Origin of the sequence: Nonomuraea dietziae (genome assembly GCF_014195505.1) — a bacterium.
GTDB lineage: Bacteria > Actinomycetota > Actinomycetes > Streptosporangiales > Streptosporangiaceae > Nonomuraea > Nonomuraea roseola.
On the sequence record NZ_JACIBV010000002.1, the window covers coordinates 839,048 to 850,976 of the forward strand.

At 70.6% G+C, this 11,929-nt stretch carries 13 protein-coding genes; 5 read left to right on the forward strand and 8 right to left on the reverse strand.

All coding sequences use genetic code 11. The annotated features are described in order from the left end of the window. From FHR33_RS46650 to argC, 6 genes are all read right to left on the reverse strand, one after another. Positions 1 to 510, reverse strand: coding sequence for an arginine repressor (locus FHR33_RS46650; RefSeq protein WP_183662351.1), 510 nt, complete (start codon positions 508 to 510; stop codon positions 1 to 3). Next, positions 507 to 1,451: an ornithine carbamoyltransferase gene (gene argF / locus FHR33_RS46655; RefSeq protein ID WP_183662104.1), complete on the reverse strand. Its 945-nt coding sequence runs from the start codon at positions 1,449 to 1,451 to the stop codon at positions 507 to 509. Before argF ends, FHR33_RS46650 begins: the two co-directional genes overlap by 4 nt. Then, positions 1,448 to 2,614, reverse strand: coding sequence for an acetylornithine transaminase (locus FHR33_RS46660; protein WP_183662106.1), 1,167 nt, complete (start codon positions 2,612 to 2,614; stop codon positions 1,448 to 1,450). Before FHR33_RS46660 ends, argF begins: the two co-directional genes overlap by 4 nt. 63 nt (positions 2,615 to 2,677) lie before the next feature. Beyond that, on the reverse strand, positions 2,678 to 3,556 hold the full coding sequence (gene argB, locus FHR33_RS46665) for an acetylglutamate kinase (RefSeq protein WP_183662108.1): 879 nt from the start codon (positions 3,554 to 3,556) through the stop codon (positions 2,678 to 2,680). Further along, positions 3,553 to 4,707: a bifunctional glutamate N-acetyltransferase/amino-acid acetyltransferase ArgJ gene (argJ, locus tag FHR33_RS46670; protein WP_183662110.1), complete on the reverse strand. Its 1,155-nt coding sequence runs from the start codon at positions 4,705 to 4,707 to the stop codon at positions 3,553 to 3,555. Before argJ ends, argB begins: the two co-directional genes overlap by 4 nt. A 67-nt stretch (positions 4,708 to 4,774) precedes the next feature. After that, positions 4,775 to 5,803, reverse strand: a complete 1,029-nt coding sequence (argC, locus tag FHR33_RS46675; RefSeq protein ID WP_221242688.1) for an N-acetyl-gamma-glutamyl-phosphate reductase — start codon at positions 5,801 to 5,803, stop codon at positions 4,775 to 4,777. 213 nt (positions 5,804 to 6,016) lie between these two features. On the opposite strand from argC, the gene FHR33_RS46680 reads away from it, so the two are divergent. From FHR33_RS46680 to FHR33_RS46695, 4 genes are all read left to right on the forward strand, one after another. Further along, the gene (locus tag FHR33_RS46680; protein ID WP_183662114.1) at positions 6,017 to 7,669 is read left to right on the forward strand and encodes a class I adenylate-forming enzyme family protein; all 1,653 of its coding nucleotides are present in this window, start codon (positions 6,017 to 6,019) and stop codon (positions 7,667 to 7,669) included. A gap of 269 nt (positions 7,670 to 7,938) precedes the next feature. Then, positions 7,939 to 8,340, forward strand: coding sequence for a hypothetical protein (locus FHR33_RS46685; protein ID WP_183662116.1), 402 nt, complete (start codon positions 7,939 to 7,941; stop codon positions 8,338 to 8,340). Between the two features lie 40 nt (positions 8,341 to 8,380). After that, a complete protein-coding gene (locus tag FHR33_RS46690; protein ID WP_183662118.1) occupies positions 8,381 to 8,731 on the forward strand; it encodes a nuclear transport factor 2 family protein in 351 nt (116 codons plus the stop codon). Between the two features lie 180 nt (positions 8,732 to 8,911). After that, positions 8,912 to 10,207 carry an MFS transporter gene (locus tag FHR33_RS46695; protein ID WP_312896087.1) on the forward strand — a complete coding sequence of 432 codons (1,296 nt, stop codon included), beginning with the start codon at positions 8,912 to 8,914 and terminating at the stop codon, positions 10,205 to 10,207. A gap of 2 nt (positions 10,208 to 10,209) precedes the next feature. Here FHR33_RS46695 and FHR33_RS46700 read toward each other — a convergent pair whose 3' ends face one another. Further along, positions 10,210 to 10,956 carry a metallophosphoesterase family protein gene (locus tag FHR33_RS46700; RefSeq protein WP_183662120.1) on the reverse strand — a complete coding sequence of 249 codons (747 nt, stop codon included), beginning with the start codon at positions 10,954 to 10,956 and terminating at the stop codon, positions 10,210 to 10,212. Positions 10,957 to 11,017: 61 nt separating this feature from the next. Further along, on the reverse strand, positions 11,018 to 11,251 hold the full coding sequence (locus tag FHR33_RS46705) for a hypothetical protein (RefSeq protein ID WP_183662122.1): 234 nt from the start codon (positions 11,249 to 11,251) through the stop codon (positions 11,018 to 11,020). A 102-nt stretch (positions 11,252 to 11,353) separates the two neighbouring features. On the opposite strand from FHR33_RS46705, the gene FHR33_RS46710 reads away from it, so the two are divergent. Continuing rightward, positions 11,354 to 11,929: a Uma2 family endonuclease gene (locus FHR33_RS46710; RefSeq protein WP_183662353.1), complete on the forward strand. Its 576-nt coding sequence runs from the start codon at positions 11,354 to 11,356 to the stop codon at positions 11,927 to 11,929.

Here is an 11,929-nt window from a genome sequence, read left to right on the forward strand (position 1 = left end):
TCATGATCCTTTACGATTCGCGATGTTCAGCAGGCTGTCCACGACCGAGGGGCCACCCAGGGGGTCGCGACTGATGACGAGAATGGTGTCGTCCCCCGCCACGGTGCCGAGGATGGACTCCCAGTCGGCGTGGTCGATGGCGGAGGCGAGGAACTGCGCGGCGCCCGGCGGCGTCCTGACGATCACCAGGTTGGCCGAGGCCTCGGCCGAGACCAGAAGCTCCTCGGCGATCCTGTGGAGCCTGGCCGCGGGCGACTCTCCCGTGCCCAGGCGGGCCAGCGGGATGCGTCCGCCGCCCTCGCCGGGCAGCGCGTAGACCAGTGAGCCGTCCTCGGCCCGCAGCTTGAGCGCCCCGAGCTCGTCCAGGTCGCGTGAGAGCGTGGCCTGGGTGACCTCGACGCCGCTCTCGGCCAGGAGCTTGGCCAGCTCGGGCTGGGAGCGCACGGCCTGCCGCTGGAGCAGGTCGGTGATCTTCGCCTGCCTGGCGACCTTGGTCATCGGGATGCTCATCGTGACCACAGCCACTGCAGCAGCGCCTTCTGGGCGTGACGGCGGTTCTCCGACTGGTCCCACACGAGGCTGTCCGGCCCGTCGAGCACCTCGGCGGTGATCTCGTAGCCGCGGTAGGCGGGCAGGCAGTGCAGCACGATCGCCTCGCGGTCGGCGCGGGCCATGAGCGCGGCGTTCACCTGGTACGGCATGAGCGCGGCCACGCGCTCCTCCTTGCCCTCCTGGCCCATCGACACCCACGTGTCGGTGGCGATCACGTGCGCGCCTTCGGCGGCGGCCGCCGCCTCATCCAGCACGCTCACGCTGCCGCCGGTGCCCTTGGCGACCTCCGCGGCCCTGGCGAGGATGCCGGGGTCGGGCTGGTAGCCGGCGGGCGCGGCGACGCGGACGTGCATGCCGGCGGTCGCGCCGCCGAGCAGGTAGGAGTGGGCCATGTTGTTGGCGCCGTCGCCCAGGTAGGTGAGCGTGAGCCCGGCGGTCCTGCCGAAGTTCTCCCTGACGGTCTGCAGGTCGGCGAGGATCTGGCAGGGGTGGTAGTCGTCGGTCAGCGCGTTGATGACGGGGACGCCCGCGACCGAGGCCATGGCCTCGATGCGCTCCTGTCCTCCGGTCCTCCACACGATGGCGTCGACGTGGCGTTCCAGCACCCTGGCGGTGTCCTCGATCGGCTCGCCCCTTCCCATCTGGGAGGTGCCGCCGTCGATGATCAGCGGGACGCCGCCCAGCTCGGCGATGCCGACGGCGAAGGAGACGCGGGTCCTGGTGGACGGCTTGTCGAAGAGCACCGCGATGGTCCTGTTCCCCTCGAAGGGGCGGTAGCCGTACGGGTCCTTCTTCATGGCGTCGGCCAGGTCGAGCACCTCGGCCTGCTCGGCGGGCGAGAGGTCGTCGTCCTTCAGGAAGTGCCTGGTAGGCGCCGAGTCCGCGCGATGCCTGGTCACTTGGCCGCCTCCGTCAGGATCGAGGGGAGGGCGTCGACGAGGGCCTGGATCTCCTCGGCGGTCACCACGAGTGGGGGTGCGAGCCGTACGGCGTCGGGTTGCAGGGCGTTGACCAGGAAGCCGGCGTCCTGCGCGGCCTGCTGCACCTTGCCGGAGACCGGCTCCTCGAGCACGAGGGCCAGCCACAGGCCGCGGCCGCGCACGCCCTTGAGCAGCGGGTGCTTCACCGCCTCCAGCCCCGCGCGCAGCAGGGCGCCCTTGGCGGCGGCCTCGGCGGGGTCCACGTTGGCCAGGACGGCGAGCGCGGCGGCGCACGAGACCGGGTTGCCGCCGAAGGTCGAGCCGTGGTCGCCCTTGTCGAAGAGCGTGGCCGCGGGGCCGAAGCCGACGCAGGCGCCGATCGGCAGGCCGCCGCCCAGGCCCTTGGCCAGGGTCAGGACGTCGGGGACGACGCCCTCGGCCTGGTGGGCGAACCAGTGGCCGGTCCTGCCGATGGCCGACTGGATCTCGTCGGCGACCAGCAGCGCGCCTGCGGCGGTGCAGATCTCGCGGGCGGCGCCGAAGTAGCCCTCGGGCGGCGGCACGACGCCCGCCTCGCCCTGCGTGGGCTCGAGGAAGACCGCGATGCAGTCCTCGGTGACGGCCTGCTTGAGCGCGTCGGCGTCGCCGTAGGGAACGAAGCGAACCTCGACGGGGAAGGGGCCGAACTGCTCGCGGATCGCCTTCTTGCCGGTGAGGGAGAGCGCGCCCATCGTGCGGCCGTGGAAGCCGTTCTCCGCGGCGACGAAGTAGGAGCGGCCCGTGGCCTTGCCGTACTTGAGCGCCAGCTTGTAGGCGCACTCGTTGGCCTCGGTGCCGGAGTTGGCGAAGAAGACCTTCGCCGGCTGCTTCAACAGCTCGAGCAGCTTCTCCGCCAGCAGCACCTCGGGCTCGTGCAGGTAGAGGTTGCTGGTGTGGGCGAGGGTGGCGACCTGCCTGGAGACGGCCTCGACCAGCGCGGGGTGGCCGTGTCCGAGAGAGTCGACGGCGATGCCGCCGACGAAGTCGAGGTACTGCCTGCCCTCCACGTCCCACACCGTGCTGCCCTTGCCGCGGGCCAGAGCCAGCGGCGGGACGCCGTAGTTCGGCATGAAGGCGTCTTCGAACCTCTCGTACAGGCTCATGCGTCCGACTCCGTCGGCCGCATGTACCTGAGGCTGCTGTGTTTCCTGATGAGCTCGCTGCGCTCACTCATTGGGCATCACCATGGTTCCGATTCCGTGGTCGGTGAAGATCTCGAGCAGCAGGGCGTGGGGGACGCGTCCGTCCAGGACGTGCGCCTGGGGCACGCCGCCCTGCACGGCGGTCAGGCAGGCCTCCATCTTGGGCACCATGCCGCTGGACAGCGTGGGCAGCATCTCGGCCAGCTCCGCCGCCTTGAGCTGGTCGATCACGTCGGTGTCGGCGGGCCAGCTGGCGTACAGGCCCTCGACGTCGGTGAGCACGATCAGCTTCTGCGCCCGCAGCGCGACGGCGAGCGCGGCCGCGGCGGTGTCGGCGTTGACGTTGTAGACCTGGCCGTCCACGCCGCGGGCGACGCTGGAGACGACCGGGATGCGACCGTCGTCGAGCAGGGCCTGCACGGCGCCGGGCTCGACCTTGACGATCTCGCCCACCTGGCCGATGTCGACGGGCTCGCCGTCCACCATCGCGGGCTTGCGCTCGGCGGTGAACAGGTGCGCGTCCTCACCCGACATGCCGACCGCGAACGGGCCGTGGTGGTTGATCAGGCCGACGACGTCGCGGTTGACCTGGCCCACCAGCACCATGCGCACGACCTGCATCGCCTCGGGGGTGGTGACCCGCAGGCCCGCGGTGAAGGTCGACTCGATGCCGAGCCTGTCGAGGTGCGCGCTGATCTGCGGCCCCCCGCCGTGCACCACGACCGGCCGCAGGCCCGCGTAACGCAGGAAGACGATGTCCTCGGCGAAGCCCTCCTTGAGCGACTCCTCCGTCATGGCGTTGCCGCCGTACTTGATGACGACGGTCGCGCCGCTGAACCTGGCCAGCCAGGGCAGGGCCTCGATCAGCGTGCTCGCCTTGGCGAGCGCTCCGTTGGCCCTCATGAGGAGTACGCCGAGTTCTCGTGCACGTAGGCCGCGGTCAGGTCCGTGGTGTGGATGGTCGCCGAGTGCGGCCCCGCCGACAGGTCGACGGTGATCGTCACGTCGCGCGGGCGCATGTCCACCTTGGCGCGGTCGTCGCCGACCGCGCCGCCCCTGCAGATCCAGATGCCGTTGATGGCGACGTTGATCCGGTCGGGCTCGAAGACCGCGTCGGTGGTGCCGACCGCCGCCAGGACGCGGCCCCAGTTGGGGTCCTCGCCGTGGATGGCGCACTTGAGCAGGTTGGACCTGGAGACCGTGCGGCCCACCTTGACGGCGTCGTCCTCGCTGGCCGCACCCACGACCTCGATGGCGATCGCCTTGGAGGCGCCTTCGGCGTCGACGAGCAGCTGCCTGGCCAGGTCGGCGCAGACCTCGGTGATCTTCTTCTCGAACTCGGCGAGGTCGGGCGTGACGCCTGAGGCGCCGCTGGCCAGCAGCAGCACGGTGTCGTTCGTCGACATGCAGCCGTCGGCGTCGAGCCTGTCGAAGGTCTTGGTCGTGGCCCTGCGCAGCACCGCGTCGAGCTGCTCGGAGGTGACCTCGGCGTCGGTGGTGATGACGCAGAGCATGGTGGCCAGCGCCGGGGCGAGCATGCCCGCGCCCTTGGCCATCCCCCCGACCATGTACCCGCCCTCGCCGCGCCTGAAGGAGATCTTCGAGACGGTGTCGGTGGTGCGGATGGCGTCGGCCGCGGCCAGGCCGCCGTCGCGGGAGAGCTGCGTGGCCGCGCTGTCGACGCCCGTCAGCAGCGCCTCCATCGGCAGCCGCTCGCCGATCAGGCCGGTGGAGCAGACGGCGATCTCGCCGGCGGAGTCGGCCAGGACCTCGGCGACCTTCTCGGCCGTGGCGTGGGTGTCCTGGAAGCCTTCGGGGCCCGTGCAGGCGTTGGCGCCGCCCGAGTTGAGGACGACCGCTCGGACTCGGCCTCCCGCCAGGACCTGCTGCGACCAGAGGACGGGGGCGGCCTTCACGCGGTTGGCGGTGAAGACGCCCGCGGCGGCGCGGAGCGGTCCTTCGTTGACGACGAGGGCGAGGTCGCGGTTTCCGCCGGCCTTGATGCCTGCGGCGATGCCCGCGGCCTTGAAGCCGAGGGGGGCGGTCACGCTCATGCGTCCTCCTTCGACGGCCGCATGCGTGCGCACAGGCCGTGTTCGCTGGTTCTCTGGCCGCGCTCGATCACGGGGCGACTCCGTTCAGGGGAAGGCCGAGCCCTTCGGGCAGGCCTAGTGCGAGGTTGACGCTCTGGATCGCGCCCCCCGCGGTGCCCTTGGTGAGGTTGTCGATGGCGATGACGGCGACCACGCGGCCGGCGCGCTCGTCGAGCGTCACCTGCAGGGCCGCGGTGTTGGCGCCGTAGGTCATCGCGGTGGCGGGCCACACGCCCTCGGGCAGCAGCGTGACGAACGGCTCGTCCTTCAGCGCGCTCTCGTAGGCGTCGCGGAGGGCTGCGGCGGTCAGGCCGGGGGTGGCGGGAGCCGTACAGGTGGCCAGGATGCCGCGGCTCATCGGCGCCAGCATCGGGGTGAAGGCGACGGTGACGGGCAGGCCCGCGACGGCGGAGAGGTTCTGCTCCATCTCAGGCGTGTGCCGGTGGACGCCGCCCACGCCGTAGGCGCTGACCGAGCCCATGACCTCGCTGCCGAGCAGGTTCGGCTTGAGGGCCTTGCCCGCGCCGCTGGTGCCCGTCGCCGCCACGACCACCACGTCGGGCTCCGCGAGCCCCTCCGCGAAGGCGGGGAAGAGCGCGAGGGTGACGGCCGTCGGGTAGCAGCCGGGTACGGCGATGCGCCGCGCGGCCTTGAGGATGTCACGCTGACCGGGCAGCTCGGGCAGGCCGTACGGCCAGGTGCCCGCGTGGGCTCCGCCGTAGAACTCGGCCCAGGCGGCAGGGTCGGCGAGCCGGTGGTCGGCGCCGCAGTCGACGATCACGGTGTCGCTCTCGTCCAGCTGGGCGGCGATCGCGGCGGACTGACCGTGCGGAAGGGCGAGGAAGACCACGTCGTGCCCTGCGAGCATCTCCGGGGTGGTCTCCTGAATGATGCGGGCTGCCAGCTGGGGCAGGTGCGGCTGGTGCGCGCCGAGCGGGCTGCCCGCGCTCGAAGCGGCGGTCAGCGCGCCTATCTCCAGTTCGGGGTGCATGAGCAGCAGACGGGCGAGCTCACCTCCGGCGTAGCCGCTGGCCCCGGCGATCGCCACACGCTGCATAGTCATTCATCCTTACTCATGAATTTGCTTAGAGAGATTATGCATCCGAGTCGATGAGCATGCAAGCCAGGCGGGCCGTGACGCCCGCATTCTGAGATCGGGCAAACCGCCCATTCGCCTGCATGAACACTCAGTCGCGAGGCCTAGCGCGACGTACCTACCGGTCGGTACTGTGAAATATCCGGTTAACAGAGCACGCGGGAGTTCTTGCCCATGAGCATCACGCACGCCCAGGTCCAGGCCCAGCTCACCGCAGAGGGCCAGCTGTTCGAAACCGAGGAGCTGGAGTCGGGGATCCGCACCTGGAAGCACGCGCCGGGGCACTTCCGCACCATGCTGGAGAACAGCCGGTGGCAGGGAGAGAAGGACTTCCTCATCTACGAGGACGAGCGGATCTCCTACGAGCAGCACTACCGCCTGGCGGCGACGCTGGCCAACCGGCTGGTCGAGGAGTACGGCGTGGTCAAGGGCGATCGCGTGGCCATCGCGATGCGCAACTACCCCGAATGGGTCGTCTCCTTCTCCGCCGTCCTGGCGGCCGGGGCGATCGCCGTACCGCTGAACGCCTGGTGGACCGCGCAGGAGCTGGCCTACGGGGTCTCCGACTCCGGCGCCAAGGTGCTGATCGCCGACGGCGAGCGGGCCGAGCGCCTGGCGGGCACGGGCGTGCCGCTGATCGTGACAAGGGGCACGCCCCAGGAGGGCACGCGCGCCTTCGACGAGGTGCTGGGCGAGGTCAGGGCGGACGTCACCCTCCCCTCCGTGGAACTGTCTCCTGAGGACCCCGCGACGATCTTCTACACCTCGGGCACCACGGGACTGCCGAAGGGCGCGCTCGGCAGCCATCGCAACCTCGGCCAGGCGCCGATGACCGTCGCCTACTCCCTCATCCGCGCGGTCGTCATGGCCGGCAAGGACCCTTCGGGCACGACGGGTGAGCGGCGGGTCACGCTGCTGACGGTGCCGCTCTTCCACGTCACGGGCTGCTTCGCGGTGATGACAGGCACCATGTTCACCGGCGGCGCGCTGGCGCTGATGTACAAGTGGGACCCGCTGCTCGCGCTCCAGCTCATCGAGCGCGAGAAGATCACCGGGATGACTGGGGTGCCCACCAACGCCTGGCAGCTGCTCTCCCACCCCGACGTGGACAAGTACGACCTGTCCTCCCTGACCGGCATCTCCTACGGCGGCGCCCCCGCTCCCCCCAAGCTGATGGAGCGCATCACCAACGAGCTGCCGGGCCGGGCGCCCAGCAACGGCTACGGCATGACCGAGACCACCGCCCTCGCCATCAACAACTCCGGAGCCGACTACGCCCGCAAGCCTGACAGCATCGGCCTGCCGTCCGCCGTCGTCGACGTGCGCATCTCCGACCCCTCGGGCGCGCCGCTGCCCGTCGGCGAGGTCGGCGAGCTCTGCCTGCGCGGGCCCAACGTCATCATGGGCTACTGGAACAAGCCGTCGGCCACGGCCGAGACGTTCGTCGACGGGTGGCTGCACACCGGCGACCTGGCCAGGGTGGACGAGGAGGGCTTCGTCTACATCGTCGACAGGGCGAAGGACATGGTGATCCGCGGCGGCGAGAACGTGTACTGCGCCGAGGTGGAGGCGGCGCTGTTCGAGCACCCGTCCGTGGACGACGCCGCGGTGATCGGGGTGCCGCACGACGAGCTGGGCGAGGAGGTCGGCGCGGTCATCCGCCTGTCGGCGCCCGCCACCCCCGAGGAGCTGACGGCCTTCCTCAAGGAGCGCATCGCCGGGTTCAAGGTGCCCGCGCACTTCTGGTTCAGGGACGCGGAGCTGCCCCGCAACCCCGGCGGCAAGATCCTCAAGACCCGGCTCCGCCAGGAGGTCCTGGCCCTTTGACCGCCTGCGCCCGGCGGTAGGCGGCGGTCCACCCCGCGCGGGGTGAAGACCGCCGCCAGGTGGTGCGGCGACAGGACCCCGACGGGTCCGCCCTGCCTCGGCCGGCCCTCTGGCGCGGCGTGACGAGTGTGCTCGCATCATTTTCCGCCGCCTTCGCCCAGGTCAGCGGTGTGCGGCCGCGCGCGCTTACCTCAGGCGTAATCGCGCGCTTGATGTCGCGGATGACACGGTTGCTCCATCGGAACGAAACACCCTCCGAAGGAGCCGAGATGACCTTCCTCACCGTTACCGCCGACCGGACCAAGTTCCTGCGCCTCGCCCTGGTCGCCGACGCCGTCGTCACCGGCGGCAACGGGCTGATCTACCTGCTCGCCGCGGGCCCCGTGGGCGACCTGCTCGGCCCCGACACCGGAATGCTGCGCGGCATCGGCGTCTTCCTCCTCGTGTACGGCGTGGCCGTCGGCTTCCTGGGCACCAGGGCCGACATCAGCAGAGGCGCCACCAAGGCCGTCATCGCCCTGAACATCATCTGGACCCTCGGCAGCGTCGCCGCCGTCGCGACCGGCCTGCTGGAGTTCACCACGATCGGCGCGGTGTGGGCGATCGCCCAGGCCCTGGTCGTGGCCGCCTTCGCCGAGCTGCAGATCATGGGCCTCCGCAAGACCCGCTGACCCTCTGGACCCGCAATAACCCTGGAAAGGACGAAATATCATGACGCTGATCGAGCGCTACGTGGCCGCCTGGAACGAGACCGACGCCGACGCCCGCGCCAAGGCCGTCGCCGAGCTGTGGACCGAGGACGCGACCTACACCGACCCGCTGGCCGACGTGACGGGACACGAGGGGATCGCCGCGGTGATCGCCGGAGCGCAGGGCATGTTCCCCGGCATGGTCTTCAGCGCCGGCGAGGTCTACGACGCCCACCAGGACCTCGCCCGCTTCACCTGGCACCTGGGTCCCGAGGGCGGCGAGCCGGTAGTGGTCGGGTTCGACGTGGTGAAGCTCGCCGAGGACGGCCGGATCCGCCAGGTGTTCGGCTTCCTGGACAAAGTTCCCAGCTGACACACAGTCCGCACCTGCCCCCGCCGATGCCCTTGGCGGGGGCATCGCCATGTCACGGCCCGAACGCGACGCCGGCGTGGCGGACGCCGGGCCTGAGCGAGGCCCCATCGTGCCGGTGCGCACGCTCTCACCCGAAAACCGTTTGCCCCCGCCGAGCCCGGCGCTCGACAATCTGAACCCGTGCCCGATTCCCTCCGCCGCCTGCTCGCCCACCTCAAGATGGACCTGGGCCCGCTGCGCGACTCACGCGACTACCGGCTCCTGATGGCCTCAGGCGTCATCACGATGTTCGGCACCTTCATCACGATGGTGGCCGTGCCGTACCAGATGAAGCAGCTGACCGGCTCCTACGTCGCGGTGGGTCTGGTGAGCCTGGCGGAGTTCGTGCCGATGGTGATCTGCGGGCTGTGGGGCGGCGCCATCGCCGACGCGCTCGACCGGCGCAAGGTCATCCTGCTCAGCGAGGTCGGGCTGCTGGTCACCTCGGCGATGCTCACGTTCAACGCCATGCTGCCAGAGCCGCAGATCTGGGTGCTCTACGTGGTCGGCGCGCTGTCCACCGGCCTGGCCAGCCTGCAGCGCCCGAGCATGGAGGCGCTGATCCCGCAGGTCGTCAGGCACGACCAGCTCGGCGCGGCGGCCGTGCTGGCCAGCCTGCGCTGGAACATCGGCGCCATCGCCGCCCCCGCGCTCGGCGGCCTGCTGGTGACCACCTTCAGCGTGGCCACCGCCTACGCGGTCGACACCGTCAGCTTCGTGCTCTCGCTGGTGCTGCTGTGGCGCATCAGGGCCGTGCCGCCGAAGGAGGACGCCGCCCCCGCCTCGATCAGGTCGATGGTCGAGGGCCTGCGCTACGCCGCGAGCAGGCGCGACCTGATGGGCACCTACCTGGTGGACATCGCCGCGATGGTCTTCGCCATGTCCACGGCGCTCTACCCCTTCCTCGCCGACCAGTTCGGCACGCCGCAGGCCGTGGGCCTGCTGTACTCGGCGGGCGCGGTCGGCTCGCTGATCGCCTCCCTCACAGGGGCGTGGACGGCGCGCGTGCAGCGGCAGGGCATCGGGGTGATCCTGGCCGCGGCACTGTGGGGCGTCTCGGTCGCCCTGGCCGCGGTGATGCCGAGCATCTGGGCGATCTTCCTCTGCCTGGCGCTGGCGGGCGCGGCCGACATGGTCAGCGGCATCTTCAGGATGACCATGTGGAACCAGACCATCCCCGAGGAGCTGCGCGGCCGGCTGGCCGGCATCGAACTGCTGTCGTACGCCAGCGGCCCGATGCTCGGCAACGCGCGGGCAGGGCTCATGGCCGACCTCGGCGGCACCCGGTTCTCTCTGGGCGTGGGCGGTCTGCTGTGCGTCGGATCGGTGGGTCTGCTGGCGTGGCTGCTGCCGTCCTTCCGCGCCTACGACGCCAGGACCAGCGAGCACGCCCTGGCCGAGAAGGCCCGCAGGCAGGCCGCGCACACCGAGGGCTGAGCTCAGCGCGCCCTTCCCTCGGCCCCGCCGAAGGCCCGCAGCGCCTCGACGTCGGAGTGGGTGCCCGTCACGTACTCCGACACCCACTCCTCCACCTCGGCGAACCCGCTCTCCTCGACGATGCGCCCGGCCGCGGCCTGGGCGTCGAAGGCGGTGCGGCGCAACGTCACCGCGCCGCTGCCCGCCTCCAGCAGCGCCCAGTGGGCGCCCGCCGTGCCGTACGGCATGCCGACCGAACCCGGGTTGACCACCAGCCTGCGCTCCACGAGCCTGACGAACGGCATGTGCGTGTTGCCCAGCACCACCGTGTCGGCCTCGATCCCCTCGAGCACCTCAGCCCACCGCTCGATCGCGCTGTCGACGAGGATCATCTCGTCGTCGCGCCTCGGCGTGGCGTGCGCGAACAGGGTGCGGCCCAGCGCCCCGAGGTCGAGGACGCACGACATCGGCAGCCCGGCCAGCAGCTCGACCTGGTCACCGCGCAGCTGCTGCCCCGCCCACTGCGAGATTGGGTAGGCGCTGCCGCTGCCGCGAGCCACCTCCACCAGCTCACGATCGGCGTTGCCGTTGACCCACAGCGCCCGCTCCCCCAGCGACACCAGCAGGTCGAGTGTCTCGACCGGCTGAGGACCGGCCGCCATGTCGCCGGTGAGGACGACGAGGTCGGCGCAGGCCACCTCGGGCTCGGCGAGCACGGCTTCCAGCGCGGGAAGCACCCCGTGGATGTCAGAGAGAACCGCGACGCGCATGCCCCCCACGCTGCCCGATCGGCAGGGCCGCGCTCAAGGTCGTTTCACCTGTGGCGCAATCTCACCCGCTCTCGCGCCAGCCCTCTCGCTCCTCCACCAGCGCGTCGACCTTGGCCAGATGCCCCTCCGCCAGCCCCTCGACCACGACGAGCCACTGCGCGTCCTCGGCGTCGTCCTCGCCCGCGAGCGTCTCCCTGACGACGACGGGCATGCCGAGCAGGGGGAACCATTCCGCCAGCGTCTCGGCCACCTCTTCGGCGTCGTCCCGCTCGGCGAACACCAGCAACTGCCTCATGGACGAAAAGCCTAGGGCGCGCGCCCGCATCCCCGTTCACCGGGCGGGAAGGACATAGATTGCTACCGTAGACGCATGACGGCCGAAGCGGTGATTCAGGAGATGACGACTCCCTCACTCCCCGACTGGGTCTTCCCGCCGCCGGAGGGATTCGTCGCGGAGGACCTCGATCACATTCCGGATCTGCCTGCGCACACTGAGCTCATTGACGGAAGCTTGGTGTTCGTGAGTCCTCAGGCTTCCTTCCACATGCGCATGCTCTCTCTTCTGGAGTTCGAGCTGCGACGGTTCGCGCCGAGCACCTTCAAGGTCCGTCGAGAGATGAGCGTCATCCTCGGTCCGAACCAGCGCCCTGAGCCTGATGTCAGCCTCGTCCGAGCAGAGGCCGCGCGTGGCGACGAGACCTTCTACCGGGCTGCGGACGTGGCGCTTGTGATCGAGGTGGTCTCACCCGAATCCCGCGTGCGCGACCGCGAGCGCAAGCCGCAACTCTACGCCCAGGCGGGCATCGCGCACTTCTGGCGGGTCGAGCAGCAGGAGGACAGGCCTGTCGTGTACGTCTACGAGCTCGACCCCGCCACCCGCGGCTACGCGCTGTCGGGCATCCACCACGACCGCCTGAAGCTCACCGTGCCGTTCGACGTCGACCTCGACCTCAGCGAGATCGACCAACTCTGA

What these genes read in the sequence shown, in the direction of transcription:
- FHR33_RS46685 (WP_183662116.1), top strand. Translation starts at nt 7,939, where the DNA reads ATGACCTTCCTCACCGTTACCGCCGACCGGACCAAGTTCCTGCGCCTC.
- FHR33_RS46650 (WP_183662351.1), bottom strand. Translation starts at nt 510, where the DNA reads ATGAGCATCCCGATGACCAAGGTCGCCAGGCAGGCGAAGATCACCGAC.
- argB (WP_183662108.1), bottom strand. Translation starts at nt 3,556, where the DNA reads ATGAGGGCCAACGGAGCGCTCGCCAAGGCGAGCACGCTGATCGAGGCC.
- FHR33_RS46680 (WP_183662114.1), top strand. Translation starts at nt 6,017, where the DNA reads ATGAGCATCACGCACGCCCAGGTCCAGGCCCAGCTCACCGCAGAGGGC.
- FHR33_RS46690 (WP_183662118.1), top strand. Translation starts at nt 8,381, where the DNA reads ATGACGCTGATCGAGCGCTACGTGGCCGCCTGGAACGAGACCGACGCC.
- argJ (WP_183662110.1), bottom strand. Translation starts at nt 4,707, where the DNA reads ATGAGCGTGACCGCCCCCCTCGGCTTCAAGGCCGCGGGCATCGCCGCA.
- FHR33_RS46710 (WP_183662353.1), top strand. Translation starts at nt 11,354, where the DNA reads ATGACGACTCCCTCACTCCCCGACTGGGTCTTCCCGCCGCCGGAGGGA.
- argC (WP_221242688.1), bottom strand. Translation starts at nt 5,803, where the DNA reads ATGCAGCGTGTGGCGATCGCCGGGGCCAGCGGCTACGCCGGAGGTGAG.
- FHR33_RS46700 (WP_183662120.1), bottom strand. Translation starts at nt 10,956, where the DNA reads ATGCGCGTCGCGGTTCTCTCTGACATCCACGGGGTGCTTCCCGCGCTG.
- FHR33_RS46660 (WP_183662106.1), bottom strand. Translation starts at nt 2,614, where the DNA reads ATGAGCCTGTACGAGAGGTTCGAAGACGCCTTCATGCCGAACTACGGC.
- FHR33_RS46705 (WP_183662122.1), bottom strand. Translation starts at nt 11,251, where the DNA reads ATGAGGCAGTTGCTGGTGTTCGCCGAGCGGGACGACGCCGAAGAGGTG.